Source organism: Nonomuraea sp. NPDC049419 (genome assembly GCF_040676995.1).
In the GTDB taxonomy this organism is placed as follows: Bacteria; Actinomycetota; Actinomycetes; order Streptosporangiales; family Streptosporangiaceae; genus Nonomuraea; species Nonomuraea salmonea.
The window spans coordinates 374,447-399,614 of sequence record NZ_JBFAQB010000006.1 but is presented as its reverse complement, the minus strand read 5'-3'; the positions used below and the strand labels follow the sequence as shown (position 1 = coordinate 399,614).

Sequence of the window (25,168 nt, the reverse complement as noted above, 5' to 3'; positions counted from 1 at the left end):
GGCCCCCAGCGTCCAAGGCGCGGCACCTCTGTGGTGTCGGCTCGTGAAGGGGGAAGGGCGGGAGCATCCGCTGCCGGGGGCGAAGGGGCATGGGGTGGTGCGGGGGCTGAGGCATCGAGGGGTAGGGGAGTGGTTTGGGTGGGGTGTGGGGCATGGCGGGCCTTACCAAGCGACGGTGGGGCCGGTGGGGGACCAGGCGGTGCCGCGGCGTTCGTGGGCGAACAGCGTTTCCACGGCGTGCGCGATCTGCGGGCCGGTCTCGCGTTCGACCAGGTAGAGCGCCAGGTCGACGCCTGAGGTGATGCCGGCGGCCGTCACGAGGTCGCCGTCGTCCACCAGCCGGGCCCGCACCGGGCGGGCGCCGGTCGCGGCGAGGGCGTCCAGGCCCTGGTGGTTGGTGGTGGCGTGGCGGCCGGTGAGGAGGCCGGCCATGGCGAGGATGAGCGAGCCGCCGCACACGGTGGCGACCAGCGTGCCCTCCCGGTCGAGCGCCTGCTTGGCGAGGGCGGGCAGGCCGGTCTCCAGCGAACGGGCGAGCACGGCCCGCACGGTGTGCTCCCCGTCGCCGGACAGCGCGCCGGCCCCGCCCGGGATGATGACCACGTCGGCGGCGGCCGGGTCGAGCGTGCCGGTGGCGCGCAGCGTGAGGGGCGGGATGCCGCTGGGCACCTCGCGGGGACCTTCGGCGGTGACCAGCTCGGCCGTGACGTCACCGCCGGCGAGGGCGGCCGCTTGCAGGACCTCGTACGGGCCGAGGGCGTCGAGCGGGTCGAACCCGTCGAACAGGACCACGTGAACGTGCATGAAGAGATGCTCCTTTCGTCGGCGGCCCACGTTAGGGCGGCGGCGGGGAAGCACCCCAGTGGCTGGATCGACAATTTCCAACGGGTTCTCGCCAACCGGTCAGCCAAGGACCGAATCCGGGCGCAGGCGGACGACCTGGGCGTTCATGCGTGGCGGGATCTCGGCTACGGTGGCGGGCATGCACACGGTGGCGGTTCTCGCGACGGACCATGTGGTGGCGGCCGACCTGGGCGTGCCGATCGAGGCGTTCGGCCGGGCGCGGCTGGCCGACGGGCGCCGCCCGTACCGCGTGCTGGTGTGCGCGGCGGAGCCGCAGGTCGCGACCGAGACGTTCACGATCTGCGCGCCGCACGGGCTGGAAGCGCTGCGCGAGGCCGACACGATCATGGTGCCGGGCCAGTCGGAGCGGGGCACGCCGCCGGGCGAGGACGTCCTGGACGCGCTGCGCGCGGCGGCACGAAACGGCACCCGCATCGCCTCCATCTGCGTGGGCGCCTTCACGCTGGCCGCGGCGGGCCTGCTCGACGGGCGAGGCGCGACCACCCACTGGCTCGCGGCCGACCGGCTGGCCCGGATGTTCCCGCAGGTGGACGTGCGACCCGACGTGCTCTACGTCGACAACGGGCAGATCCTCACCTCGGCGGGCGCCGCCGCCGGGCTCGACCTGTGCCTGCACATGATCCGCCGCGACTTCGGCTCGGCGGTGGCCGCCGACGCGGCCCGGCTGTCGGTGATGCCGCTGGAGCGCGAGGGCGGGCAGGCGCAGTTCATCGTGCACGAGCAGCCGCCGGTGCCGCGCGGCTCACAGCTGGAGCCGGTGCTGGCGTGGATCGAGGACAACCTGGCCAGTAACGTGACGCCGGCCGACATGGCGCGGCGCGGCGGGCTGAGCGAGCGTACGTTCAGCCGCCGCTTCCGCGAGCAGACCGGCACCACGCCGCTGCAGTGGCTGCTGCGGGCCCGCGTACGGCGGGCGCAGTTCCTGCTGGAGACCACCGACCACGGCGTGGAGCGCATCGCGGCGCAGGCCGGGTTCGGCTCGGCCACCGCGTTCAGGGAACGGTTCAAGCGGGTGGCAGGCGTGACGCCGCAGACCTACCGCGCGTCCTTCCGGGCCGGCGCGGAAAGCTCCCGTGCCGCCGCAGAAGCATCCGCGCAGCGAGCCCGCGCATAGCGAACCTCCGTACAGCGGGCCGGCGGGGGAGGACGCGCGCGATCAGAGACGGTGGGTGGCGTCGCTGCGGTAGTCCGTGTACGTGTACGGGTTGTCGAGCACCTCGGCCGTGGGGATGTCCGGGTTCATGCCCTTCTCCCACGCCTCCTCGCCCATCTCCCCGCGCAGATACTCGACGGTCCTGTCCACCTCGGCGCGGGCGGCGGCGAGGTCGATGCCGACCAGCCGGTGCTCGTGCTTGACCACCCGCCCGTTGACCAGCACCGTGTGCACGTCGCCGCGCTGAGCCTGGAACACCACGTGCCCGAACGGGTTGAGCAGCGGGAACGACACCGGCGAGTGATCGTTCTTGATGAGCACGAGGTCGGCCTTCTTGCCCGGCTCGATGACGCCGAGGTCGTCGCGCCCGATGGCCTCGGCGCCGCCCCTGGTCGCCCACTGCGCCACCTGGTCGGCGCGGAGCGCGGCGTGCGTGACGGTCTCGCCCTTGGCGTGCGCCTCAAGGTGCTCGCGGGAGCGGTCGGCGCCGAGCGTGGTGCGCATGGCGGAGAACAGGTCGCCGCTCCACCAGACGCTGGTGTCCATCGACAGCGAGACCGGGATGCCGTGCTGGCGGATCGCCCAGGTGGGCGGGTAGCCCTGGCCGGCGCTCTGCTCGCTCTCGGTGGAGACGGAGATGGAGCCGCCGGTGGCCGCGATGCGGTGGTAGGAGTCGGCCGACAGGGAGGCGGCGTGCACGTAGACGGTGCCGGGGGTCATGAAGCCGTGCTCGTACATGAGCCTGATGCCCTCGTCGCTGGTGGCGCCCCAGACGCCGGCGTGCGTGGTGACGCTGACGCCGAGGTCGCGGGCCACCTCGAAGGCGGGCTTCTCGGGGAAGGACGGGTCGCCGAGCACGTCGAAGGCGATCTGGAAGCCGAGCAGGTCGTCGCCGGTGATGCGGCGGCGCACGAAGTCGCGGAACTCGGGCGCGGTGGTCCACTCGGCGGGCGGCGCCTGGATGTTGCCGTACGCCAGCACGTACCGGCCGGGCACGGCCTGCAGCGCGTCGGCGGCGGCGTCGGCGTGGTCGGGGGTGCGCAGCCCGTGTGACCAGTCGACGACGGTGGTGACGCCGGCGTCGAGCGCCTCGATGGCGGCCAGCGTGTTGCCCGCGTGGACGTCCTCGGGCCTGAACAGCTTGCCGTACTCGAGGTAGTACCAGACGAAGTACTGGGTGAGCGTCCAGTCGGCGCCGTAGCCGCGCATCGCGGTCTGCCACATGTGCCGGTGGGTGTCGATCATGCCGGGCATGACGATGCCGCCCGTGGCGTTGATCTCGGCGGTGCCCTCGGGCACCTCGAGCGCGGGGCCGACGGCGGTGATCTCGTCGCCGGTGACCAGCACGTCCGTCTCGGTCAGCACCCGCCTGCCGTCCATGGGCAGCACGGTGCCGCCGCGCAGCACCAGGGGCCGCCCGGCCTCGAACTCGGTCATCGTAGGAACTCCTCACGGCACGGGAACGCAGACCCCGCGAACATATGTCCGCACAACGGTCATTTACTTTGCCGTAACTCTACGAGCGCCCTGCCTGGTGTCAAGGGTGCTCGCCGCTGTGGCCCAGGCGTGCGGACGTGTGCCAGAATCCCGATTGCGGACATGTGTCCGCTGAACGAACGTATCGAACGAAGGGAAGGCCGGATGACAGCAGACGCCGCAACGAACGGGCCGGCGGGGGGCGGGCCGCTGTCCGGCGTCCTGGTGGCCGACTTCTCCCGGATCCTGGCCGGCCCGTACGCCACGATGCTGCTGGCCGACCTGGGCGCCGACGTCGTCAAGGTCGAAGGTCCCAAGGGGGACGACACCCGCGGCTGGATGCCGCCCACCCGGCGCGAGGTGTCCACCTACTACCTCGGCGTCAACCGGGGCAAGCGCTCCATCGCGCTCGACCTGCGCGACGAGGGCGACGCCGAGGTGGCCAGGGAGCTGGCCAGGCGCGCCGACGTGCTCATCGAGAACTTCCGGCCGGGCGGGCTGGCCAAGTACGGGCTCGACTACGACGCCGTCACGTCCGCCAACCCGGGCGTCGTCTACGCCTCCATCAGCGGGTTCGGCTCCGGCAAGGGCGCCCGCGTGCCCGGCTACGACCTCATGGTGCAGGCCATCTCCGGCCTGATGAGCCTCACCGGCGAGCCCGACGGGCCGCCGTACCGGGCCGGCATCTCGGTCTTCGACGTCATGGCGGGCAACCACGCCGTCATCGGCATCCTGGCCGCGCTGCGGCACCGCGACGCCACCGGGCGCGGGCAGCACGTCGAGATCAACCTGCTGTCGTCGGCGCTGACCGGGCTGGTCAACCACAGCTCCGCGTACGTGGCGGGCGGGCAGGTGCCGTTCCGGATGGGCAACGCGCACCCGAGCGTGTTCCCGTACGAGCCGCTGCCCACCGCCGACGACGACCTGATCGTCACCGCCGCGAACGACGGCCAGTTCCGCAAGCTGTGCGAGGTGCTCGGCATCCCCGAGATCGCCGACGACCCGCGCTACGCCCGCAACGCCGACCGCACCGCCAACCGCGACGAGCTGCGCCCCATCCTCGTCGAGCGGCTGGCCACCAGGGGCGCCGTCGAGTGGTTCGAGCTGCTGGTCGAGGCCGGCGTGCCGAGCGGGCCGATCCAGACCATCGACGGCGGGTTCGCGATGGCCGAGCGGTTCGGGCTGGACCCGGTGGTCGAGGTCGGCGAGGGCGAGCGGGCGGTGCCGACCACCCGTAACCCCATCAGGTTCTCCGAGACGCCGGTCAGCTATACGCTTCCGCCACCGGAGCTCGACGAGCACGGCGCGGAACTCCGCGCGTGGCTCACCGGGGCCGGCGAGGAAGGGGAGGAGCGGGCGTGAGCGAGCGCGACTACCCGACGGCGCTCGGAGCGTCGTCACTGAAGACGATCACCCTGCTCGGCCAGGATCTGGCCGGCGACGTCATGGGCGAGGTGGGCTTCGGCGAGCTGGCGTTCTGGCTGGCCACCCAGCGCCGCCCGTCGCCCGGCGAGGTACGCGTCTTCGAGGCGGTCCTGGCCGCCCTGGCCGACCACGGGTTCACGCCGACCGCGATCGTGACGCGGCTGACGTACCTGTCGGCGCCCGACTCCGTCCAGGGGGCGCTGGCGGCGGGGCTGCTCGGCGGCGGCTCGCGCTTCCTCGGCGTCACCGAGGACTGCGGGCGCTTCCTGAACGACGTGATCCAGGAGCACGGCGACCCGCTGCCCGCCGACGACGCCGGCTGGGACGCCCTCGCCCTGCGCACCGTGCGGGCCCGCCGCGAGGAACGCAAGCTCATCCCCGGCCTCGGCCATCACGTGCACAAGGACGGCGATCCGCGCACGCCCAGGCTGTTCGAGATCGCCGCGGAAGAGGGTCTCTACGGCCCCCACCTGTCGCTGTTCGCCGCGATCGGCCGCGTGCACCCCCAGGTGCTCGGCCGCACCCTGCCGCTCAACGGCGCGGGGGTGTGCGGCGCCGCGCTCGCCGACCTCGGCCTGCCCCTGGAGCTGCTGCGCGCGTTCGCCCTGCTGGCCAGGACCGCGGGGCTCATCGGGCAGCTCGCCGAGGAGCTGCGCAACCCCGTCGCCAACGACATCTTCCTGTCGGTGGACCTCAACAACCGGCCCATCGACCCCGAGCCCTATGGAGGTTCGCATGGCTGAACTCGTCGCGGTCATCGCGTCGACCCACCACCCGTTCTACTACCGCGCCTCCACCTCGACCGGGGAGGACCGGCCGCCGTTCGCCGACGAGTGGGTACGCAAGGTCGAAGCCTTCCGCGAGACCCTGACGCGGGCGAATCCCGACGTCCTCGTCATGGTCGGCTCCGACCACTTCCACCAGTTCTGGCTGGACAACATGCCGCAGTTCCTGGTCGGCAAGGCCCCCTTCTACGACGCGAACTTCTACAACGAGGAACGCGAGTTCGGCCTGCCCCGCATGCTCTTCCAGGGCCAGGAGGACCTGTCGGCGCACCTGCTGCGCGGCGGCATGGACATGGGCTTCGACCTCGCCTTCTCCAACGAGTTGCGGATCGACCACTCCATCACGTGCCCGATCATCACCCTGCGCCCGCAGAACGACCTGCCGATCGTGCCCGTCTACACCAACATCTTCGCCCCGCCGCTGCCGCAGCCGAAGCGCTTCATCCAGCTCGGCCAGGCCATCCGCGAGCTGGTCGAGTCGTGGCCGGGCAACCAGCGGGTGGCGGTCATCGGCACCGGGCACCTGTCGCTGGAGCTGGGCGGCCCTCGCCAGTTCGGCCCGCACGGGCCCGACCCCGAGTTCGACCGCAAGGCCGTCGAGTGGATCTCCACCGGCGACATCGAGGGCTGCCTGTCGGAGGTCACCCTGGACAGCCTGTGGAACCCGGGCAACGCCACCCACGGCTTCATGGACTTCATGCTGATGATGGGGGTCGCCGGGGAGGGCCGCAAGGCCGACTACGTGGACACCTACGACCTGTTCCACACCATGGAGGCGTACTTCACCTGGTACCCGAACGGAGGCGGCCGCGCATGAGCAAGTACCTGCTGAACAAGTTCCTCTTCACCGTCGATCGTGACCCCGAGCTGGTCGAGCGCTACCGCGAGCAGCCCCGCGCCACCGTCGAGTGGTGGGAGGCCGAGTACGCCAACCGCATTCTCGGCTGCCACTCCGGAGAGTCGTCCACGTGGCTGCGCTTCGACGACGCCGAACGTGAGGCGCTGGCCGGCCACGACTACCCCAAGCTGTTCGAGCTGGGCGCGCATCCGTTCCTCACCTTGACGCTGTTCATCGCGATGTTCGAGCGCGACTACAGCGAGCCGCTGGGCTTCCAGCTGGAGTACGCGCGGCGGCTCGCGCACCACCAGCTGCCGTATCCGGACATCGCCACCTGATGCGGGCCGCGCAGATCGACACGTGCGGCCGGCCGCCGCGTCCGGCCGACCGGCCCGACCCCTCGCCGGGGGCGGGGGAGCTGCTCGTGCGGGTGCTCGCCGCGCCGATCACGCCGCTCGACCTGCTGTGCGCGGGCGGGACCTCCTACTTCGGGGCACCCGCGACGCCGTACGTCCCCGGCGTGCAGGGGGTCGGGACGGTGGACGGGCGGCTGGTGTGGTTCCCCACGCCGGCCGGGATGGCGCCGGGCGACGGGAGCATGGCGGAGCTGGCCTGCGTGCCCGCCGGCGACCTCGTCGAGCTGCCCGGTGACGCAGAGCCCGTCGCCGTGGCGGCGCTCGGGCTGTCGGCGGTGGCCGCGTACCAGGCGCTGACCTGGCGCGGCGAGCTGGCCGCCGGGGAGCAGGTGCTGGTGCTGGGTGCGGGCGGCGTGGTCGGGCAGGCCGCCGTCCAGCTCGCCCGGGTCGCCGGCGCGCGCCGGGTCGTGGCCGCCGCCCGCTCGGCCGCCGGGCGGGAACGCGCCGGGAAGGCCGGCGCGGACGCCGTCGTCACGCTCGACACCGACGACGTGGCCGAGCTGGCCCACCGCCTGTCTGCCGCCTGCGACGGCCCGCTCGACCTGGTCCTCGATCCCCTCTTCGGCGCTCCGGCCGCCGCCGCTCTCCGCGTGCTCCGCCCGCACGGGCGCCTGGTCAACCTGGGCGGCTCGGCCGGCGAGACCTCCCCGCTCGACTCCTCCACGCTGCGCAGCCGCTCGTTGCGCCTGCTCGGCTACACCAACAACGAGCTGACCAGCGAACAGCGGGCCGCCGCCGTGGCGAAGGTCGCGGAGCTGGCGGCATCGGGCCGGCTCCACGTGGACCACGAGGCGGTGCCGCTGGAGGAGGTCGCCTCGGCCTGGGAACGCCAGAGCGCGGGAACGACCACCGGCCGCCTCGTCCTCACCCCACCCTGACAGGTGGCCGCCCGGACCGGCCCACACCCCGACGCCACCGCCGGGGCGGCCCTCACCCTCAGGTCAGGCCGGCCCGGCGGGCGGGCGCCTAGGAGGTCATGGTGGCGTGGGGGACGCCTTCGTAGGCGGCCCAGTCGGCGCTGATCGCGCCGGCCGTCTTGAGGAGCAACGGCAGGTGCCCTTCGGCCAGGCGCTCGACCGAGGTCTCGGCGGCGTGGGCGTTGACGTTGATGGCGGCGATCACGTTGCCGAGCCCGTCGCGCAGCGGCGCCGCCACGCTGCGGATACCGAGCGCCAACTCCTCGTCGGTCAGCGCCCACCCTTTGGCCCTGACCTCGCGCAGCGCGGCGTCCCGCTCGGTCACGCCGGGACGCCAGCGCGGCTCGACGCCGGAGCGGCTGGGCTCGGCCAGCACCCGATCGACCTCCTCGGGCGGCAGCGCGGCCAGCAGCACCTTGCCGAGCGACGTCTGCAGCGCGGGAAAGCGGGTGCCGATCTGCACCGACAGCGCGACGATCTTGGGGACGGCGACGCGGGCGACGTACACGATGTCGGAGCCGTCGAGCTGGGCGATGGAGCAGGACTCGCGCGTCTGCTCCACCAGCCGCTCCATGTGCGGCCTCGCCACCTCCCACAGCCCCATCGACCGCACGTAGGAGACGCCCAGCTCCAGCACGCGCGGCGTCAGCGCGTAGCCGCGCGGCTCGCTGCGGGCGTACCCCAGCTCCTGCAGGGTGAGCAGGATGCGGCGGGCGGTGGGCCTGGCGAGCCCGGCGGCGGTGGCCACCTCGGTCAGCGACATGACCGGCCGGCCCGGCTGGAACACCCTGATGACGTCGAGGCCGCGTGCGAGCGCCTCGATGAAGTCGGGGCCGGTGTCAGCACGTGCCATGGAAACGCCTCTCTGGGTCCCGCAGGACCCGACTCTAGACCGTCGCGGCCGGATGTCCGCACAGCGGCGGCCGGAGTGAGCATAACGGTGCCTGCGCCAGCCGCGCTGACAAGGTCCAGCGTACGGGGGAAGTGACGCCGGCGTTGCCAAGCGGTCGTTCTACGGACGGTTGTCCGTCACAACGGAGGGCGCTCCGGGCAGCAGCGGATGGGCGGCCTCGGCGCGCAGCCCGTCGAGGAAGAAGGACAGCACGCGCCGCCAGGTGCCCGGCGCGCTGTCCATCGACTCGCGGATGACCTGCGACATCGCCCAGATCAGGGTGACCAGGTCGGCCATGGTGAAGTCGGCACGCAGTCGCCCGGCTCCCTGGGCCCGCGCGATGATCCGCTCGGCGTCGAGAGAGCCCTGGTGGCACGCCTGGCTCACGTCGGTGGCCAGCGTGAAGCCCTGGGTCAGCGCGTCGTTGAGCATCTGGTCCTGCGACTGCAGGGTGAACAACCCCTCCAGGAACACCACGAACCCGTCCCACGGGTCGGGCTCGGCCATGGCGTCGGCGGAGATGCGCTCGAGCGCGGCGAGCTGCTGCGGCAGGACCTCCGCCAGCAGCGCCTCGCGGGTGGGGAAGTGGTTGTAGAGGGTGCCGATGCTGACGCCGGCGCGGCGGGCGATGTGTTCGAGAGGAGCGTCGATGCCGCGGTCGGCGAAGATCTCGGTGGCCGCGGCCAGGAGCTTGTCGCGGTTGCGCGCGGCATCAGACCGCAGCGGCTTGGGTCCGGCTGCCATGCCTCCCATCATACGAAGATGAGCCAACCCTCAAGTTTCATGATACGGTCGGCCCAACTTGAGGAACCCCTCAACTTCTTCTGGAGGAACCGTGCGCAAGACCGCCGTCGTCATCGGAGCCGGCCCCGGCCTCGGCATGTCCATGGCCCACCGCTTCGGCAGGGAGGGCTACGCCGTCGCCCTGATCTCCCGCTCACCCGACCGCCACCCCGTTCACGTCGCCGCCCTCACCGAAGTGGGCGTCGAGGCCGCCGCCTTCGCCGCCGACGTGTACGACCGCGAGCGCGTCCTGGCGGCCCTCGACGAGATCACCGCCAGGTTCGGCCCGATCGACCTGCTCTACTACGGCCCCGGCGCCACCGACGTCAGCCGGGTGCCGGAGCCGATCACCGAGACCACCTCCGACGACGTCAGGCAGGCGATGGCCATCGCGTACGCGGCCGTCGACGTCACCGGCCACGTACTGCCCGGCATGGTGGAAAGGGGCGAGGGCGGGCTGCTGTACGCCGGCGGGCTCAGCGCCGTCCTGCCCATGCCGCCGCTCGGTGCGCTGGCACCGGCCGCCGCGGCGCTGCGCACGTATGCGCTGACGCTCAACGCCGCCCTGGCCCCGCAGGGCGTCTACGCCGGGAGCCTGACGATCGGCGGGGTGGTCGAGCGCGGCGACATCCACCGGCAGATCGCCGCCGCCCCTGAGCGCTTCGGCGGCCTGAGCGGTCACACCCTCGACCCGGACGTCATCGCCGGGGTGGCCTGGGAGCTGTTCACGAAGCGGGACCGCGCGGAAGAGACCTTCAACGCCCTTTGACGAGACCGGCGAGAACGGCGTTCCGCGCGGTCCCGACACGGGTAGGCATGAGGGGAGATGTGGCCATCGGGGGAGGTCACGATGGGGGATGAGTGTGATCGCGAAACCAGCGGGCTGTCGTTCGACGTGCTGGACCCGGCACCCGTCGGCGTGGCGGTGACGCGAGGGGCGAATCATCAGCTCGTCTACACCAACGCCACCTACCGGGCGCAGTTCGGCCAACGCCCGATCGGCTCGCCGCTGCCCAAGTTGTTCGCCGACGATTACCGGCAACAGTACCGCGAGCTGTTCGACCAGGTCTACGCCACCGGCGAGCCGGTCGTGCTCACCGCCGCGCCGGCCAGCACCGACGAGGAGGACCGGTTCTTCACCTCCAGTCTGTCGCGGCTGTCGTTCGGGGCGGTCGAGCGCGGCGTGCTGGTGGTCACGATGGAGGTCACCGACCAGATCACGGTCGCCCAGCAGGTGCAGGCCCTCGCCAACGAGCGCAGCCACATCCTGCGCCGCTACCAGAGCCTCATGCAGGTCAGCGCGCAGATCTTCTGGGTGGCCGGGCCCACCGGGGACGTCATCGAGCACAGCGCGAGCTGGGAGCGGGTGACGGGACAGCCGTGGGAGGACTACCAGGGGCGCGGCTGGCTGAAGATGGTGCACCCCGACGACCGCGAGGCCACGGTGGCGACCTGGGAGAACGCCGTCGCCACGATGGAGGTGTGGGAGCACGCCTGCCGGCTGCGCACCGCCGACGGCTCCTACCGGCACTTCGAGGTCAAAGGTGTGCCCATCAAGGAGCACGGCCGGCTGGTCGAGTGGGTGGGCACCTGCGCCGACGTCGAGCAGCAGTGGCAGGAGCAGCGGGCCCAGCAGCTGCTCGACCGCGCCGCCGCGGCCACGGCAGACCTGACCAACCTGGAGGAGATGCTCGGCGCGGTCGCCGCCGTCATCGTGCCGGAGATCGCCGACGGCTGCGGGGTGCACCTCGTCACCGACCTCACCGGCGAGCAGCACGGCGGAGCGCCGTTCGTGGTCGAGCGGGTCGCCACAGCCGCCCGGCAGGGGCTGCACCGGCTGCCGCCGTACAGCGAGGAGCGGTTGCCGCCGGACAACGCGCTCGTGCAGGCGGCGCGGCGGCGGCGTCCGCTGGCGAGGAGGTTCCCGCCCGGCTGCCCGCCGCCCGGCCTCGCGCCGTCCTGGTCCCAGCAGTGGATGGTGGCGAACAAGGCCAACAGCGTGCTCGTGCTGCCCGTCGTGGTGGACGGCGTGGTCCCGGTCGTCGTGACGCTGATGACCTGCGGCGACCGCCCGCCGATCAGCCGGACGGACGCCGCGCTGCTGAGCCGCATGTTCGACCACGCGCACGACGCGCTCAGCAGCGCCATCCGCTTCCAGCGCACCCAGCAGATCGCGCTGGCCCTGCAGCACAGCCTGCTCGCCGCGCCGCCGAGGCTGGCCGGCCTGCGCTTCGAGGCCCGCTACCGGGCCAGCCCGGCCGCGGCCGAGATCGGCGGCGACTGGTACGACTCGTTCATCCTCCCGGACGGCGTCCCCGTCATGGCCATCGGCGACGTCGCCGGCCACGACCTCGGCGCCGCCGTCACCATGAGCCAGCTCCGCAACATGCTGCGGGCCCTCGCCATGGACCGGTGCGAGCCGCCGGGGGAGATCCTCACCCGGCTCAACATCGCCATGGGCTCGCTCTCGTACGAGGTGACGGCCACCTGCGCGCTGGCCAGGATCGAGGAGTACGGCGGCCGCCACCAGCTCAACTACGCGGTCGCCGGCCACCCGCCGCCGCTGCTCGTCACCGAGGACGGCACCGGCCGCTTCCTGGAGAGCTGTGTCAACCCGCTGCTCGGCATCCCCAACGAGGACGGCTGCCGCTCCACGGTCGAGCCGCTGCCGCCCGGCTCCACGGTGCTCTTCTACACCGACGGCCTCATCGAGCGGCCCGGCGAGAACCTCGACGACGGGCTCGAACGGCTGCGCCGCCTGGCCGGCTCGCTCGCCCGCTGCCCCGTGGAACGCTTCTGTGACCAGGTGCTCAGCGGCCTGCCGACGACCGGGCTCGACGACATCGCGGTCATCGCGCTGCGCCTGCCGCCCGACCGCTGAGGCGTCAGTACCTGCTCAGTCTCGGCACGCTCTCCACCAGCCGCCGCGTGTACGGATGCGACGGCGCGCCCAGCACGTCGGAGGCGGCGCCGCGTTCGGCGATCGAGCCCTTCTCGATGACCGCGATCTCCTGGCACAGCGCGGCCACCACGGCCAGGTCGTGCGAGACCATCACGACCGTCAGGTCGCGGTCGGCGCTGAGCTGTTTCAGCAGCTCCACCACCCGCACCCGGGTCGACACGTCCAGCGCGCTGACCGGCTCGTCGGCCAGCAGCACCCGGGGCTCGCACACGATGGCCCTGGCGATCGCGACCCGCTGCCGCTGCCCGCCGGAGAACTCGTGCGGGTACCGCTCGGCCGCGTCGGCGGGCAGGCCGACTGCTCGCAGCGCCTCCGTCACCCGGTCGCCGATCTCGTCGCGCGGGCAGGCACGCAGCGCCCGCAGCGGCTCCGAGACGATCCTGCGCACGCGCTGGCGGGGGTCCAGCGACGAGTACGGGTCCTGGAACACCGGCTGCACGGCCCGCCGGAACTCCCTGTCCCGCGTGGACGTCACCGGCCGCCCGTCGAACAGCACCTGCCCCGACGTCGGCCGCGCCAGGCCGAGCAGCAGCCGCAGCAGCGTCGTCTTGCCCGCGCCAGACTCACCGACGATCGCCAGGTTGCGCCCGCGCGACACCTCGACCGACACCCCGGACAGCACCGCCGCCCCGCCCCGGTAGGCGTAGCCGACGTCCCGCGCCTCCATGATCGTCACGGCGCCATCCGATCCAGCTCGGCCTCCAGTTCCCTGGCGCTGTCCACCAGGGATCGGGTGTAGGGGTGGCCCGGTTCGCGCACGATGTCCCGCGTCCTTCCCGACTCCACCGCGGAGCCCTCCTTGAGCACGATCAGCCGGTCCGCGACGCCCGCGACCACCGCCAGGTCGTGCCCGATGAACAGCAGCGCCATGTCCCTGGCCGCGATCAACCGGTCCAGCAGCGCGAGCACCTCGGCCTGCACGGTGACGTCCAGCGCCGTGGTCGGCTCGTCGGCGATCAGCAGCGCGGGCTCGCATGCCAGCGCCATCGCGATCGCCGCCCGCTGCCGCTGCCCGCCGGAGATCTCGTGCGGGTACGCCCGCGCGACCCGCTCGGGCAGGGCCACCTCCTCCAGCGCGGCCAGCACCGCCGAGCGCAGCGCGGCGCCGCGCAGCCCGCGCCGCCGCCTGATCGGCCCCGCCACCTGCCTGCCGACGCGCATCAGCGGGTCGAGCGCGGTGAGCGGCTCCTGGAAGACGACGGCCGCCGCCTGGCCGCGCAGCCGGTCGAGCCTCCGGTCGAGCCGCCGGTCGAGCCGCCGCCTGGGCGCGCCGACGACCTGCGTGCCCGACAGCAGCACGCTGCCGTGCGCGGTCAGGCCGGGCGGCAGCAGGCCCAGCACGGCGAGCGCGGTCAGCGACTTGCCCGAGCCGGACTCGCCGATCAGGCCGAGCCGCTCGCCGGGCGCGAGGGTGAACGCCAGGTCGTGGATCAGCTCGTGGCCGTCGGAGCGGCGTACGGACAGCTGCTCCACCGCCAGCAGCTCGCTCATCGGGACCTCCCTCCGCCCAGGTCGCGCAGCCCGTCGGCGAGCAGGTTCGCGCCGATGACCAGCACCACCAGCAGCACGCCTGGCGCGATCGCGCCGACCGGCGCCGTCAGCACCGTGGCCTGCGCCTCCTGCAGCAGCCGGCCCCACGAGGCGTTCGGCGGAGGCGGGCCGAGCCCCAGGTACGACAGCGACGCCTCGGCCAGCACAGCCAGGCCGAGCTGGAGAGCCAGGTTCACCAGGAGCGTCGGCCAGATGTTCGGCAGCACGTGCTCGGCGATCACCCGCGGCCACGAGCTGCCCGAGGTGCGCGCGGCCGTGATGTAGTCCTGGGAGAGCACCCGCTTGACCAGCACCCGCGTCAGCCGGGCCACCACCGCCGACATGGCGAGGCCGATGGCCAGGATCGCCGAGCCGAGCGACGCCTCGCGCACCGCCACCACCAGCATGGCCAGCAGCAGCGTCGGGAAGGCGATGAGGGCGTCGAGCACCGCGGCCAGCGCGTCGTCCAGCCAGCGGGTCGCGAACCCGGCCGCCAGGCCCGCCGCCACGCCGAGCAGCCCGCCCAGCAGCACCGACCCGGTGCCGGCCGCCAGCGCGATGCGGGCGCCGATCATCAGCTGGGTCAGCAGGTCGCGGCCCAGCTTGTCGGTGCCGAGCAGGTGGTCGCCGCCCGGCGGGGCCAGCCGCCCGCCCGAGGTGTCGGCCGGATCGTACGGCAGCCACACCAGCGACACCGCCGCCATGACCACCACCAGGCCGACGAGCACGCAGCCGGTCAGGAACGACTTCCTCATGAGCGCCCCAGCCTGGTCCGCAGCCGCGGATCCACCAGCCGCTGCACCACGTCGGCGGCGAACCCGATCATCAGCACCGTGAGCGTGCTGACCGCCAGCACGCCCTGGACCACCGGATAGTCGTGCTCGGCGATGCCCTTGACCAGCATCGTGCCGAGCCCGGGCAGCGCGAACACGCTCTCCACCACCACCGCGCCCAGGAACGTCGTCGCCAGCTCGATGCCGAGGATTGAGATGACCGGCACCGCCGCGTTGCGCAGCCCGTGCCGCCACATCGCGCCGCCGAACGATTCGCCCATGGCCCGCGCGGTGCGCAGGTAGTCGGCGGTCAGCACGTCGAGCGTGGCCGCGCGGATGTACCGGATCAGCGACGCCGACATGACCAGCGCGATCGTGACGACCGGCAGCGCGAGCGAGGTCAGCGCGCGGCCCGGCTCCGCCCAGTCCTGGCGCGGGAAGCCGCCGGCCGGCAGCAGCCGCAGCTTCAGCGCGAACACCGTCACCAGCAGCATCCCGATCCAGAACACCGGCACCGCGATGCCGAGCTGCGAGAAGCCGCTGAGCAGCGCGCCGTACCAGCGATCCGCTTTGTGCGCGGCCACGAACCCGACCGGCAGCGCCACCGCCACCGCCAGCGCGAACGCCAGCAGTGTCAGCGGCACCGTGACCGCCAGCCGGGCCGAGATCTCCTCGCCCACCGGCAGCTTGCTGATGTAGGAGGTGCCGAGGTCGAGCCGGGCGAGGTCGCCCAGCCAGGCCGCGTACTGCTGCGCCAGCGGCAGGTCGGAGCCGGTCTCGTGGCGCGCCGCGGCGATCTGCTCGGGCGTCGCGCCCATCGGCAGCAGCGCGTTGGCCGGGTCGCCCGGCAGCAACCGCAGCAGCACGAACAGCAGCGACGCCGCCAGCAGCAGCGAGGCCAGCAGGAACGCGGTACGGCGCAGCAGGTAGCGCCCCATCAGCCCTTCTTGATCCCGTACGCGTAGAACTGCGAGTTGAGCCCGTTGACCGGGTAACCCGACAGGTCGGAGGCGGCCACCACGATCTGCGGGTACAGGTAGAGCCAGTCGCCGGCGGCGTCCTCGGCGATCTTCCTGTTGGCCTTCTTCAGCAGCTCCGTCTGCTCGGCCTCGCTCGGCGCCTGCTCGGCCTCGTCGATCCACTTCGTGACCTGCTCGTCGTCGTAACCCCAGTAGAAGTCGGGGTTGCCGTACCAGACCACGTCGCGGTCGTTGACGTGCTCCTGGAGGGTGGCGGCGAAGTCGTGGTTCTTGTAGACCTTCGTGTACCACTCGTCGGCGGTGATGACGTTGATGTCCACGGTGACGCCGACCTTGGCCAGCTCGCTCTTGATGAACGTGGCGGCCGTCGGGTGGGGGTCGTAGTTGGGCGTGTCCAGGGTGAAGCGGAAGCCCTTGGCGTAACCGGCCGCGGCCAGCTCACGCTTGGCGGCCTCGACGTCGTAGGTGTCGAGCGCGGTCAGGTCCTCGTACCACGGGTCGGTGGGCGGCACCATCGAGCCGATCAGCGTGCCGTGCCCGGCCCACACCGACTCCAGCAGCTTGGCGTCGTCGATGGCCGCCGCGACGGCCTTGCGCACCTGCGGCTTGTCGAACGGCGCCTTGCGGTCGTTGAACGCGAGCAGCAGCTTCGTGGTCGACTTGCCCTCGCTGACCTTGTAGTCCGGGTTGTTGTCGAACTGGGAGAGAGCGTCCGGGCTCTGCTGGCTGGTCACCACGTCCACGGCGCCGGTCAGCAGCGCGTTGTTGAGCGCGGACGCGTCGGTGAAGTAGTGGAAGACCACGCCGCCGTTGGCCGGCTTGGCGCCCCAGTAGCCGGGGAAGGGTTCCAGGCTGAGCGTCGAGCCGCGCTTCCACGCCCCCAGCTTGTACGGCCCCGTGCCGTCGGCCGTGGTCGCCCTGTCCTTGGCGTCGGCGTTGACCACCCACACGTAGCTCAGGTTGTAGACCAGCGAGATCGAGCGGTGCTTCAGCCTCACCACGACCGTGCCGTCGTCGGGCGCCTCGACCGACGTGATGACCTCCAGGTTGCCCTTGCGCGCCGACTGGGAGTCCTCGGCCGTCACGCGCTCGATGCTGGCCTTCACATCGGCCGAGGTCAGCGCCTTGCCCGAGTGGAACGTCACGCCCTTGCGCAGCTTGAAGGTGTAGGTCAGGCCGTCGTCGGAGACCGTGTGGCTCTCGGCCAGCAGCGGCTCCACCTTGCCCGCGTCGGTCAGCCGGAACAGGCCCTCGTAGACGTTGCCGTTGAACGCCTCCGTGATGCCCTGGCCGCCGCCGGCGGTATTGTCGAGGTTCTGCGGCTCGTAGAGGGAACCGATCTCGATCGTGGCCGGCTGGGCCGGGCCGCCGGGCGAGGCGTCCTCCGGGCCGGAGCCGCACGCGGCGAGTGCGAGGGCCAGTGCGACCGCGACGCCGGCGAACTTCCTGTTCAACGTAAACTCCACCATTGCTTACCAATTTAGTAGGTTTACGGAATATACCTCCTTGTCGGGTTCTATGGGGCCTCGGGTCCCCGAGCGGGGCCCCGCTCGGGGACCGGCTGTCCAGTGCGTGCGCTCGTGTTCAGCGGAGCTCGTTGACCGCCCACTCGCGGAAGGTGCGCGGCGGGCGGCCGGTGACGCGTTCGACCGTGTCCGTCACCCGGTCCTCCGTGCCGGTGCCGATGCCGGCGTCCAGGGCGGCGAGCAGGGCGGCGAACTCCCCAGGCATCCCGTGGGCGGCGAAGTGCGCGGCGAGCTCGTCCGGCGTGACCGGGCGGTGGCGCAGCGGGCCGGCGCCCAGCTCGCTGAGCAGTGCGGCCACCTCGTCATAGGTGAGCGCCTCCGGGCCGGTCAGCACGTGGTCGGTGTCGTGTGGCACCGGATCCGTCAGGGCATGCCCGGCGACCGCCGCGATGTCGCCCGCGTCCACGAACGCCACCCGGCCGCCGCCCGTCGCGGAGATCAGCTCGCCGTCGCGGCGGCGCAGCGCGACGGCCTCGCCGGTGAAGTTCTGCATGAACCACGACGGGCGCAGCACCGTCCACTCCGGCATCACCGTACGGACCAGGTCGTACAGCGCCGCCGCCCCCGGCGTCCGCTCCGGCCGCGCCGACGTGCCGAGCAGCACCACGCGGCGCACCCCCTGGCGGACGGCCTCGTGCAGGAACGGCTCCACCAGCGGCACCGGCTCGGTCACCCCGATCGGCGGCAGCACATAGGCGGCCCGCGCCCCGGCCAGCGCCGGGGCGTGGGTCTCCGGCGCGGCCCAGTCGAAGCGCACGAACCCCGGCAGATCGCCCTTACGGCTCGCCGGCCGGACCGGTACCCCGCGCTCACGCAGAAAGGCCGTCACCCGCGAGCCGGTCGTCCCGGTCGCGCCGATCACCAGCACCTCGCTCATGCGGCACCGCCCGCGAACGCGCCCGTGAACGACTCGAGCCCGCCCAGCGCCTCGGCGGCCTGCAACGGGTTCCAGTAGTCGCGGTAGTGCTGGATCTCGCCGTCCCGCACGGTGACGATCGCGACATAGCTCATCCGGTACGGCTTCCCGCTGCGCGGCACGATCCCGGCCACCTCCAGCTCCACGACGACCACCTCCGGGTCCTCCGTCCGGTGGATCACCTTCCTGACGACCTCCCGGATGTCGTAGATGTCCGGGTAGCCGCGCAGGTACTCCTGGATCGCCGCACGCCCCTCCACCCTGGGCGGATACCCGGCGGGCGCGAACGGGAACTCGATCACCCCGTCCTCGGCCCACAACCCCGCGAACCCCGCCATGTCCTTGGCCAGCAGCAGCTCGACGCCGTGCTCGATCACCTCAGTGGCTTGCACAGTTCTCCTCCTCCGTCAGGACGAGACGGTACCGTCCCGACGTGAACCATAGACGAGACGGTACCGTCCCGTCCAATCGCTAGACTGCACGCCATGAGCCGCCGCACTCCCACCGGCGCAGCCTTGCTGCAGCCCCAGGTCACCGAGGCCATCACCGAAGCCGTGCTGGACGAGCTGGCCGCGAACGGCTACGCCCGGCTGTCGATGGAGGCGGTCGCCAAACGGGCCGGCGTCGGCAAGAGCGCGCTCTATCGCCGCTGGGCGTCCAAGCAGGAGATGGCGATGGGGGTGATCTGCGCGTACAGCATCGCCATGATCAGCGTGCCCGACACCGGCACGCTCCGCGGCGACCTGCGCGCCTCGCTCGACGTCCTCACCCAGTGGCTGACCCATCCGCGCTTCGCGCGCATCCTGCCCGACCTGGTGGCCGAGATGGCCCGCAATCCCGAGCTGGGCGAGGTCGTCGGGCTCCTGGTCGGCGAGCCGAAGCGGGAGCGTACGGCGGAGATCTTCCGGCGCGCCATCCAGCGCGGCGAGCTGCCCCGCGACACCGACATCGACCTGGCGCTCGACCTGATCGCCGCCCCCGTCTACTGGCGGCTCGCCGTCCGCGCCGCCGAGGCCGGGCCCACCTACCTCGACGATCTCACCGACGTGCTGCTGCGCGCGCTGTCCGCGACCTCCTGAGTCTCGGATCGATCATCCGAATCGAGCGGCTATCCGGTTGTAGGGTGGGGGACATGCCCACCACACCGCTGAGAAAGGACGCCGCCCGCAACCGCCGGCAGATCCTGCAGACGGCCAGAGCCATGGTCGACGCGGGCGCGACGCTGCAGCTCAACGCCGTCGCCCGGGAGGCCGACGTCGGGGTGGGCACCGTCTATCGCCACTTCCCGACCCCCGAGGCGCTGCTGGCCGCGCTCGCCGAGGAGCGGTTCGAGGCGATGATCGACGAGGTGAGCCGGGCCGTCGCCGCGCCCGACGTCCGCGCCGCCCTGCACGCGTTCCTCGACCACGCGCTCACCGCGTACGTCGAGGACGAGGCCTTCGCCACCGAGGCGCTCGGCCCCGCGCCGACCACCGAACGCACCCGCGAGCTCAGGGACGAGCTGGTCGGCATGATCCGCGACCTGCTCGCCCGTGCGGTCTCCGAAGGCGTCCTGCGGCCCGGCCTCGACGCGCCCGACCTGCTGGTGCTGCTGTGCGGCGTCGCGTACGCGGTCAAGAACAGCCCCTATCCCGACGATCCGGCCGTCGCGGCCCGCTACCTCAAGGCCCTGCTCCACGGCGTGCTGGCCACGGACGCCGGGTGACGGCCGCCGCCCCACCGGCCCCCAGGCTCGCCGCACTCCGCTCCCGCTGGCTCGACGCCGTGACCGCCGAGCTCCGCGACGACCCGGCCGTGGCGGGGGCCGCGCTGGCCGGCTCGTTCGGCACCGGCCGCGCCGACGACTGGAGCGACGTCGATCTGCTCGTCGTCGTGTCCGACGCCCGCCTCGACGGCTACGCGCCGCCCGCGCCCGTCGAGCCGGTCATCACCATCGACGCCCGCCACAACGGCCCGCGCGGCACGCGCGGCCTCAGCTCTCAGTACGTGACGGACGGGCTGCCGCTCTGGGCCGACTGGTACGTCCACCCCGTCTCGCTGGCGAGCTGGCCGTCCGACTGCGACGTCCTGTTCGACCGGCACGGCATCGAACGCAGCCCGCTCACCCTCAGCGAGCAGCTCGCGTCCGGCGAGCCGGAGCCGCCCACCCCCAAGGGCCCCGGCGAGGAACGCGCGCTGAAGCTCGGGCTCGTCCCCGTGGCGGGTAAGGGCGTCGCCCGCCGCTCGCCCGGCACGGCCGAGCTGATCGCGTTCATCGGCGGCCCATACGACCCCGACGCCCCCTGGGACGAGCACCTCGCCGCCCTGCGCCGCCTGCTCGGCGACTTCGCCGACCTCGGCCTGCCCGTCAGCGTGGCGGCCGGGCATGCCTACCTCGACCTGGTCGCCGACGCTCTCACCCGCTGACCTGTTGATCATCCGGGCTCGCGCCGCATAGCCTGCCCGTGCCGATCATCCCACCGACGCTAGGGAGTCAGCACGCATGACGATCATGAGGAAGGCGGCGCTGGTGGCCGCGCTGACCGCGCTCGGCGCGTCGCTCGCGACGCCGGCCGCGTACGCACGGCCGGTCGCCCGCGCCGCCGCCTGCCCCGAGGTCTTCGGCCACGGCGGTTACCCCAGCGGCTCCAACCCCTGGGACCGCGACCAGATCCGCCAGCCCAACCACGCCCGCGGCGTCGACGACCAGCGGGCGTGGGGCGCGGACGGGGTGGAAGGGGACGTCCAGCTCACCAAGCACGGCACGAAGGCCGTCATGTGGCACAACACCTCCACCAACGGCCTGACCGGCGTCCGGCGCAACATCACCGACCTGTGGTGGACGGCGGGCAGCGACAACCTGCGCGACCGCAGCATCGCCCGCGGGCCCTACACGGGGCAGAAGGTGCACACGCTGCGGCAGTGGCTGGACCACGTGCGCTCGCGCGGCATGATCGCGCTGCTGGAGATCAAGCCCGAGGCCCGGCCCGTCCTTTCTGACGGGACGTACGGGGCGGCGGCCTGGAAGGAGGTCTCCGACCCGATCAAGGAACGCCAAGGGTCGATGCGCATCCTCGTCTACTCGCAGGACTCCTGGATCCAGGCCGAACTCGCCAAGCGCCACCCGACCCTCCTCAAGGGCTCCCAGGCCCGCTGGACCGACGGCGTCGCCTGGCAGGAACCCCCGGCCGCCTGGACCGGCAACACCACCCGCTGGACGGAGGTGCTGGCCCAGGCCCCGAAGAGCGTGATGACGAACTACACCAAGGACTACCGCGCCTGGCTCAGCGGCAAGTGCACCTGACCGGTCAGTCGTCGGCCGCCGCTTGTTCCAGGACCTCCAGGACGGTGGCGGTGAGGAGGGTGACCTTGTAGGCGTTGTGCGGGGCCGGGGTGCAGCGGGCGGCGGCCAGGGCGGCGGCGGTCTCGAAGGGGTCGCCGGCGAGGAGGGCGCCTTCCACCTCGGCGAGCCGTAGCGGCACGCGGGCGACGCCGCCGACCGCCACCGCGGCGGTGGTGATCCTGGGGCCGTCCATCACCAGGCGGGCGGTGGCTTCCACCAGCGGCCACTCGCCCTCAGAGCGGGCGATGGCCCTCCGGTACGCGGCCCGCTCCCCGGCGACCGGCGGCGGCAGGTGCACCGAGGTGAGCAGTTCGCCGGGGCCGAGGAGGTGGTCGCAGGTCGGGTCGGAGCCGTCGCCGTACAGGTCGGCGGCCGGGAAAGGGCTCCTGCCGTGCACCTCGACGGCCCCGTCGTACGCCAGCAGCGCCATGGCCAGCGACGACGGGTGGGGTGCCAGGCAGGGGCCGGTGTCGATGACGGCGGCGTACAGGCTCTGGCCGGCACGGGCCGGGCAGGAGTCGCCGCCGTCCTGGTGGCAGGTGAAGGCCGGGTTGCGGTAGTACCAGCAGCGGTTGCGCTGGAGCAGGTTCCCGCCGACGGTGGCGACGGCCCTGATCTGCGGCGTGGCCAGCCCTCGCGCGGTCAGCGCCAGCGCCGGGTACGCGGCCCGCAGGCGCTCGTCGCGGGCCACCTCGGCGACGGTGGTCAGCGCACCGAGCCGGGCGGAGCCGTCCGGCTGCCAGGTGATGCCCGACATGCCGGGCACGTCACGCAGCTCAGCCAGATCCACGAACGGCCCGGCCACCGGCCGGCTCATCACATCGGTGCCACCCGCCCGCGGCACCCCGTGCCGCGCGGCCTCAAGAAGATCGGTGGAGACGGTCAAGGTCGGATCCCTTCGAGATGCGAAACGGCCTGAGGGGGAGAGGCGGCGGCCCGCAGGCGGTGAGGCTCAGCGGCGATCACCGAAAGCTCCCCGAGCGGCGGAGCCTCCTGAGCCCGCGCGTACCAGCGATGCGTGGAACGGCGTGGCATCGGGGTGGTCGCCGGGCGAGGTGCGGAGGCGCCGCCGAGGGGCGTCTTACGGGGTGGGGCGGTCATGGGGTGAGGCCCTTGAGGACGCGGTCGGGGCGGATGGGGAGGTCGTGGGGGCGCCAGCCGGTGGCGTTGTGGACGGCGTTGGCCACCGAGGCCGCCACTCCGACCGTCGAGACCTCGCCGAGCCCGACGCCGCCGCCGTTGACGTGGTCCCAGCCCTCCTGGTGGAAGTGGATGGTCATCTCTGGGGTGTCTCCGATGCCGGGGATGCGGTAGTCCTCCAGGTTCGCGGTGAGGACGGTGCCGGTGACGGGGTCGATGTGGCGTTCCTCGTACAGGGCGTAGCCGATGCCCTGGATGATGCCGCCCTCGCACTGGTTGCGGGCCGGGCGCTCGGCGTAGATGCGGCCGGCCGTGATGCCGCCCCAGACGCTCAGCGGCCTGATCGTCCCGAGCCTGGTGTCCACCTCGACCTCGGTGACGTGCACCGCGCCGCTGAACCCGCGCCCGATCGACATGCCCTGCACCGAGAACGGCGTCACGTACCCGCCCCGGTCGCCCCGCCGCCTGCCGACGACCTTGGCGCCGTGGGTCAGGCCCTGGGCGAGCAGGCGGCGGGCGGCGTCGCGGGCGGCCGGCGCCACCGAGGTGGTGCTGCGGCTGCCCAGCGCGGGCGGCCCCGGCACGGTGGCGGAGCTGCCGATCTCGACGCGGATGCGTTCGGCGGGCAGGCCCAGCTCCTCGCGCAGGACGCCGGCGATGACGCTGCGCACGCCGGTGCCGATGTCCTGGGTGGCGGTGCGCGCCACGACCACGTCGCCCTCGACCTCCAGCTCGACCTGGGTCGCCGTGGCGACGATGTAGATCCAGTTGGCCACGGCCACGCCGACGCCGCGGCGGAAGCGTCCCGTCTGCGACCCGCTGCGCGGTCTGTCCCGCCAGACGGGCAGCTCAAGGGCCCGCTCGTAGAGGGTGTGCCGCTTGGGGTTGCCGTCCCAGCGGCGGCGCAGCACGATCGGGTCCTCGCCGAGCCGGTGCGCCATCTCGTCCACGGCCTGCTCCAGCGCCCACAGCATCGGCGGTGCGCCGGGACCGCGGAAGGGCGTGCCGGGCGGCTCGTTGGTGACCACGTCGTAGTCGCGCAGCCGGCGGGGCGCCTTGCCGTACACCAGGCGGGCCAGCGACGCGGAGGCCGATCCGATGGAGACGCCGCCCCGGCCCCGCACGTCGATCGCGAGCGCGGCCAGCTCGCCCTCGGTGTCGGCGAGCAGGGCGATGTTCGTCCTGCTGCCGGGCCGGCTGCCGGCGTCCGTCAGCTCCTCGGCGCGGCTGAACACCACGCGTACGGGAGCGCCGTACGCCCGCGCCAGCTCGACCGCCGCGACCGACTCGACCGTGATGCCGGACTTCGCGCCGAACCCGCCGCCCACGTGCTCGGCGACGACGTGCACCCGGCTCTCGTCCAGCTTCCAGCGTTTGGCGGCCTGCTCGGCGGCCATGGCCAGCGTCTGCGTGGACAGGTGCAGGTGGAGGTCGCCGCGCTCGTCCCACCGCGCCACGCAGGCGTGCGGCTCCAGCGGCGTGTGCACCTGCACGGCGGTGCTGAACGCGCCCGTCACCAGCAGCGGATCGTCGCGCCGCCGGGCTTCGTCGATCAGCGTGGCCGCCTTGCCCGCCCGCTTGCTCGCCCCGCTGAACGGCCCGCGCACGTTGCCGTCCCAGCCGCCGGGCACCGTCATGCCCTCGCTGGAGCTGTGGGCGTTCTTCCTGCTCTGCTCGTCGTAGACCGGCGGGGCGTCGGGGCCGTCGTCGAGCGCGGCGGGGAACGGCTCGTACCCGATCCTGGCGCTCTCGGCGATCGCCTGGGCCTCCCGGCGGGTCGCGGCGGCGACGGCGGCGATCGGCTGGCCGGCGTAGCGGACGATCCGGTCCTCGGGCAGCAGGTCCACCACGGGGACGCCGTCCACCTCCACGGAGGTGACCCGCGCGTGCGCCTGCGCCGAACGGATGATCACGCCCTCGAGCTGGCCGTCCAGCCGGACGTCCGTGGTGTAGCGGGCGCGTCCAGTGATCTTCTCCATCGCCTCGACCCGGACGGGTGCGGGGGTGTCCGTGTCGTGCTCGCCCCGGCAGGCGGCCGCGACGGCCGCGTAGATCCCCGCGTACGCGCCGCAGCGGCACAGATGACCGGCCAGGGCCGCGGCGATCTCCTCGCGGGGCGGCGTCACGTCGCCGTGCTCGGCCCGCCAGGCGTCCACGAACGCGGCGGCCTCGACCACGAAGCCGGGCGTGCAATAGCCGCACTGCAGCCCGTCGTGGGCGGCGAACGCACGCTGCACGGGGTGGTCGAGCCCCTCGGCGGTGGTCAGGGCCCTGCCCTCCACCGCCGCGCAGGGCAGCAGGCAGCTCGCCTGCGGGGTGCCGTCCACGGAGATCGTGCACGCGCCGCAGACGCCTGTACGGCACACGGCCTTCGTCCCGGTGAGGCCCAGGCCGTCACGCAGGACGTCCACCACCGGATCGTCTCGCCCGGCGTCCACCTCGTGGGGCACGCCGTTCACCATGATCTTCA

General features: G+C 72.8%; 25 protein-coding genes. 12 read left to right on the top strand and 13 right to left on the bottom strand.

All coding sequences use genetic code 11. The features are described 5' to 3' along the window. Window positions 1-162: 162 nt before the first annotated feature. Window positions 163-804, bottom strand: a complete 642-nt coding sequence (locus tag AB0K12_RS21550) for a DJ-1/PfpI family protein (protein WP_364563731.1) — start codon at window positions 802-804, stop codon at window positions 163-165. A gap of 178 nt (window positions 805-982) precedes the next feature. On the opposite strand from AB0K12_RS21550, the gene AB0K12_RS21545 reads away from it, so the two are divergent. Then, window positions 983-1,978 (top strand): helix-turn-helix domain-containing protein, encoded by a 996-nt coding sequence (locus AB0K12_RS21545; RefSeq protein WP_364563729.1) that lies wholly within the window; start codon window positions 983-985, stop codon window positions 1,976-1,978. 42 nt (window positions 1,979-2,020) lie between these two features. Here AB0K12_RS21545 and AB0K12_RS21540 read toward each other — a convergent pair whose 3' ends face one another. After that, window positions 2,021-3,454, bottom strand: coding sequence for an amidohydrolase family protein (locus tag AB0K12_RS21540; protein ID WP_364563727.1), 1,434 nt, complete (start codon window positions 3,452-3,454; stop codon window positions 2,021-2,023). 204 nt (window positions 3,455-3,658) lie between these two features. Here AB0K12_RS21540 and AB0K12_RS21535 point away from each other — a divergent pair, with 204 nt between their 5' ends. The 5 genes from AB0K12_RS21535 to AB0K12_RS21515 are packed head-to-tail and all read left to right on the top strand — an operon-like array spanning window position 3,659 to window position 7,835. Next, on the top strand, window positions 3,659-4,855 hold the full coding sequence (locus AB0K12_RS21535; protein ID WP_364563725.1) for a CoA transferase: 1,197 nt from the start codon (window positions 3,659-3,661) through the stop codon (window positions 4,853-4,855). Beyond that, on the top strand, window positions 4,852-5,661 hold the full coding sequence (locus AB0K12_RS21530) for a citryl-CoA lyase (RefSeq protein ID WP_364563723.1): 810 nt from the start codon (window positions 4,852-4,854) through the stop codon (window positions 5,659-5,661). The genes AB0K12_RS21535 and AB0K12_RS21530 overlap by 4 nt, the downstream gene beginning before the upstream one ends. Then, window positions 5,654-6,520, top strand: a complete 867-nt coding sequence (locus tag AB0K12_RS21525; RefSeq protein WP_364563720.1) for an extradiol ring-cleavage dioxygenase — start codon at window positions 5,654-5,656, stop codon at window positions 6,518-6,520. The genes AB0K12_RS21530 and AB0K12_RS21525 overlap by 8 nt, the downstream gene beginning before the upstream one ends. Further along, on the top strand, window positions 6,517-6,879 hold the full coding sequence (locus tag AB0K12_RS21520; RefSeq protein WP_345404520.1) for a hypothetical protein: 363 nt from the start codon (window positions 6,517-6,519) through the stop codon (window positions 6,877-6,879). The genes AB0K12_RS21525 and AB0K12_RS21520 overlap by 4 nt, the downstream gene beginning before the upstream one ends. Continuing rightward, the gene (locus AB0K12_RS21515) at window positions 6,879-7,835 is read left to right on the top strand and encodes a zinc-binding alcohol dehydrogenase family protein (RefSeq protein WP_364563716.1); all 957 of its coding nucleotides are present in this window, start codon (window positions 6,879-6,881) and stop codon (window positions 7,833-7,835) included. Before AB0K12_RS21520 ends, AB0K12_RS21515 begins: the two co-directional genes overlap by 1 nt. Before the next feature lie 88 nt (window positions 7,836-7,923). Here AB0K12_RS21515 and AB0K12_RS21510 read toward each other — a convergent pair whose 3' ends face one another. Continuing rightward, a complete protein-coding gene (locus tag AB0K12_RS21510) occupies window positions 7,924-8,727 on the bottom strand; it encodes an IclR family transcriptional regulator C-terminal domain-containing protein (protein ID WP_364563713.1) in 804 nt (267 codons plus the stop codon). Between the two features lie 159 nt (window positions 8,728-8,886). Further along, the gene (locus AB0K12_RS21505) at window positions 8,887-9,510 is read right to left on the bottom strand and encodes a helix-turn-helix domain-containing protein (RefSeq protein ID WP_364563710.1); all 624 of its coding nucleotides are present in this window, start codon (window positions 9,508-9,510) and stop codon (window positions 8,887-8,889) included. A 91-nt stretch (window positions 9,511-9,601) separates the two neighbouring features. On the opposite strand from AB0K12_RS21505, the gene AB0K12_RS21500 reads away from it, so the two are divergent. Together AB0K12_RS21500 and AB0K12_RS21495 are read left to right on the top strand one after the other, a co-directional pair. Next, the gene (locus AB0K12_RS21500) at window positions 9,602-10,318 is read left to right on the top strand and encodes an SDR family NAD(P)-dependent oxidoreductase (protein WP_364563708.1); all 717 of its coding nucleotides are present in this window, start codon (window positions 9,602-9,604) and stop codon (window positions 10,316-10,318) included. Window positions 10,319-10,399: 81 nt separating this feature from the next. After that, window positions 10,400-12,430 (top strand): SpoIIE family protein phosphatase, encoded by a 2,031-nt coding sequence (locus AB0K12_RS21495; protein ID WP_364563705.1) that lies wholly within the window; start codon window positions 10,400-10,402, stop codon window positions 12,428-12,430. A gap of 4 nt (window positions 12,431-12,434) precedes the next feature. Here AB0K12_RS21495 and AB0K12_RS21490 read toward each other — a convergent pair whose 3' ends face one another. The 7 genes from AB0K12_RS21490 to AB0K12_RS21460 all read right to left on the bottom strand — a co-directional run bounded on the left by AB0K12_RS21490 (window position 12,435) and on the right by AB0K12_RS21460 (window position 18,628). Beyond that, complete coding sequence (locus AB0K12_RS21490) at window positions 12,435-13,178, bottom strand: ABC transporter ATP-binding protein (RefSeq protein ID WP_364563967.1); 744 nt, start codon at window positions 13,176-13,178, stop codon at window positions 12,435-12,437. Between the two features lie 5 nt (window positions 13,179-13,183). Then, entirely contained in the window at window positions 13,184-14,002 is an 819-nt protein-coding gene (locus AB0K12_RS21485; RefSeq protein WP_364563702.1) for an ABC transporter ATP-binding protein, read from the bottom strand. Next, a complete protein-coding gene (locus AB0K12_RS21480; RefSeq protein ID WP_364563699.1) occupies window positions 13,999-14,796 on the bottom strand; it encodes an ABC transporter permease in 798 nt (265 codons plus the stop codon). The genes AB0K12_RS21485 and AB0K12_RS21480 overlap by 4 nt, the downstream gene beginning before the upstream one ends. Next, the gene (locus tag AB0K12_RS21475) at window positions 14,793-15,752 is read right to left on the bottom strand and encodes an ABC transporter permease (protein WP_364563696.1); all 960 of its coding nucleotides are present in this window, start codon (window positions 15,750-15,752) and stop codon (window positions 14,793-14,795) included. The genes AB0K12_RS21480 and AB0K12_RS21475 overlap by 4 nt, the downstream gene beginning before the upstream one ends. Continuing rightward, a complete protein-coding gene (locus AB0K12_RS21470; protein WP_364563693.1) occupies window positions 15,752-17,248 on the bottom strand; it encodes an ABC transporter substrate-binding protein in 1,497 nt (498 codons plus the stop codon). Before AB0K12_RS21470 ends, AB0K12_RS21475 begins: the two co-directional genes overlap by 1 nt. Window positions 17,249-17,378: 130 nt before the next feature. Beyond that, window positions 17,379-18,197 carry an ergot alkaloid biosynthesis protein gene (locus AB0K12_RS21465; protein WP_364563690.1) on the bottom strand — a complete coding sequence of 273 codons (819 nt, stop codon included), beginning with the start codon at window positions 18,195-18,197 and terminating at the stop codon, window positions 17,379-17,381. Then, complete coding sequence (locus tag AB0K12_RS21460) at window positions 18,194-18,628, bottom strand: nuclear transport factor 2 family protein (RefSeq protein WP_364563687.1); 435 nt, start codon at window positions 18,626-18,628, stop codon at window positions 18,194-18,196. The genes AB0K12_RS21465 and AB0K12_RS21460 overlap by 4 nt, the downstream gene beginning before the upstream one ends. A gap of 93 nt (window positions 18,629-18,721) precedes the next feature. On the opposite strand from AB0K12_RS21460, the gene AB0K12_RS21455 reads away from it, so the two are divergent. From AB0K12_RS21455 to AB0K12_RS21440, 4 genes are all read left to right on the top strand, one after another. Further along, window positions 18,722-19,315, top strand: coding sequence for a TetR/AcrR family transcriptional regulator (locus tag AB0K12_RS21455; protein ID WP_364563684.1), 594 nt, complete (start codon window positions 18,722-18,724; stop codon window positions 19,313-19,315). 53 nt (window positions 19,316-19,368) lie between these two features. Continuing rightward, the gene (locus AB0K12_RS21450) at window positions 19,369-19,941 is read left to right on the top strand and encodes a TetR family transcriptional regulator (RefSeq protein ID WP_364563681.1); all 573 of its coding nucleotides are present in this window, start codon (window positions 19,369-19,371) and stop codon (window positions 19,939-19,941) included. Further along, a complete protein-coding gene (locus AB0K12_RS21445) occupies window positions 19,938-20,642 on the top strand; it encodes a nucleotidyltransferase domain-containing protein (protein WP_364563678.1) in 705 nt (234 codons plus the stop codon). The genes AB0K12_RS21450 and AB0K12_RS21445 overlap by 4 nt, the downstream gene beginning before the upstream one ends. Before the next feature lie 76 nt (window positions 20,643-20,718). Further along, window positions 20,719-21,519 (top strand): glycerophosphodiester phosphodiesterase family protein, encoded by an 801-nt coding sequence (locus AB0K12_RS21440; protein ID WP_364563675.1) that lies wholly within the window; start codon window positions 20,719-20,721, stop codon window positions 21,517-21,519. Between the two features lie 4 nt (window positions 21,520-21,523). Here the strand turns inward: AB0K12_RS21440 and AB0K12_RS21435 are convergent, their stop codons facing one another. Then, on the bottom strand, window positions 21,524-22,444 hold the full coding sequence (locus AB0K12_RS21435; protein ID WP_364563672.1) for an FAD binding domain-containing protein: 921 nt from the start codon (window positions 22,442-22,444) through the stop codon (window positions 21,524-21,526). Window positions 22,445-22,655: 211 nt separating this feature from the next. Further along, on the bottom strand, window positions 22,656-25,160 hold the full coding sequence (locus AB0K12_RS21430) for a molybdopterin-dependent oxidoreductase (RefSeq protein ID WP_364563964.1): 2,505 nt from the start codon (window positions 25,158-25,160) through the stop codon (window positions 22,656-22,658). Window positions 25,161-25,168: the final 8 nt, after the last annotated feature.

Bases quoted from the DNA above. Each gene is read 5' to 3' on its own strand.
- AB0K12_RS21550 (WP_364563731.1), bottom strand. From the start codon at position 804: ATGCACGTTCACGTGGTCCTGTTCGACGGGTTCGACCCGCTCGACGCC.
- AB0K12_RS21545 (WP_364563729.1), top strand. From the start codon at position 983: ATGCACACGGTGGCGGTTCTCGCGACGGACCATGTGGTGGCGGCCGAC.
- AB0K12_RS21540 (WP_364563727.1), bottom strand. From the start codon at position 3,454: ATGACCGAGTTCGAGGCCGGGCGGCCCCTGGTGCTGCGCGGCGGCACC.
- AB0K12_RS21535 (WP_364563725.1), top strand. From the start codon at position 3,659: ATGACAGCAGACGCCGCAACGAACGGGCCGGCGGGGGGCGGGCCGCTG.
- AB0K12_RS21525 (WP_364563720.1), top strand. From the start codon at position 5,654: ATGGCTGAACTCGTCGCGGTCATCGCGTCGACCCACCACCCGTTCTAC.
- AB0K12_RS21520 (WP_345404520.1), top strand. From the start codon at position 6,517: ATGAGCAAGTACCTGCTGAACAAGTTCCTCTTCACCGTCGATCGTGAC.
- AB0K12_RS21515 (WP_364563716.1), top strand. From the start codon at position 6,879: ATGCGGGCCGCGCAGATCGACACGTGCGGCCGGCCGCCGCGTCCGGCC.
- AB0K12_RS21510 (WP_364563713.1), bottom strand. From the start codon at position 8,727: ATGGCACGTGCTGACACCGGCCCCGACTTCATCGAGGCGCTCGCACGC.
- AB0K12_RS21505 (WP_364563710.1), bottom strand. From the start codon at position 9,510: ATGGCAGCCGGACCCAAGCCGCTGCGGTCTGATGCCGCGCGCAACCGC.
- AB0K12_RS21495 (WP_364563705.1), top strand. From the start codon at position 10,400: ATGGGGGATGAGTGTGATCGCGAAACCAGCGGGCTGTCGTTCGACGTG.
- AB0K12_RS21490 (WP_364563967.1), bottom strand. From the start codon at position 13,178: ATGGAGGCGCGGGACGTCGGCTACGCCTACCGGGGCGGGGCGGCGGTG.
- AB0K12_RS21485 (WP_364563702.1), bottom strand. From the start codon at position 14,002: ATGAGCGAGCTGCTGGCGGTGGAGCAGCTGTCCGTACGCCGCTCCGAC.
- AB0K12_RS21480 (WP_364563699.1), bottom strand. From the start codon at position 14,796: ATGAGGAAGTCGTTCCTGACCGGCTGCGTGCTCGTCGGCCTGGTGGTG.
- AB0K12_RS21475 (WP_364563696.1), bottom strand. From the start codon at position 15,752: ATGGGGCGCTACCTGCTGCGCCGTACCGCGTTCCTGCTGGCCTCGCTG.
- AB0K12_RS21465 (WP_364563690.1), bottom strand. From the start codon at position 18,197: ATGAGCGAGGTGCTGGTGATCGGCGCGACCGGGACGACCGGCTCGCGG.
- AB0K12_RS21455 (WP_364563684.1), top strand. From the start codon at position 18,722: ATGAGCCGCCGCACTCCCACCGGCGCAGCCTTGCTGCAGCCCCAGGTC.
- AB0K12_RS21450 (WP_364563681.1), top strand. From the start codon at position 19,369: ATGCCCACCACACCGCTGAGAAAGGACGCCGCCCGCAACCGCCGGCAG.
- AB0K12_RS21440 (WP_364563675.1), top strand. From the start codon at position 20,719: ATGACGATCATGAGGAAGGCGGCGCTGGTGGCCGCGCTGACCGCGCTC.
- AB0K12_RS21430 (WP_364563964.1), bottom strand. From the start codon at position 25,160: ATGGTGAACGGCGTGCCCCACGAGGTGGACGCCGGGCGAGACGATCCG.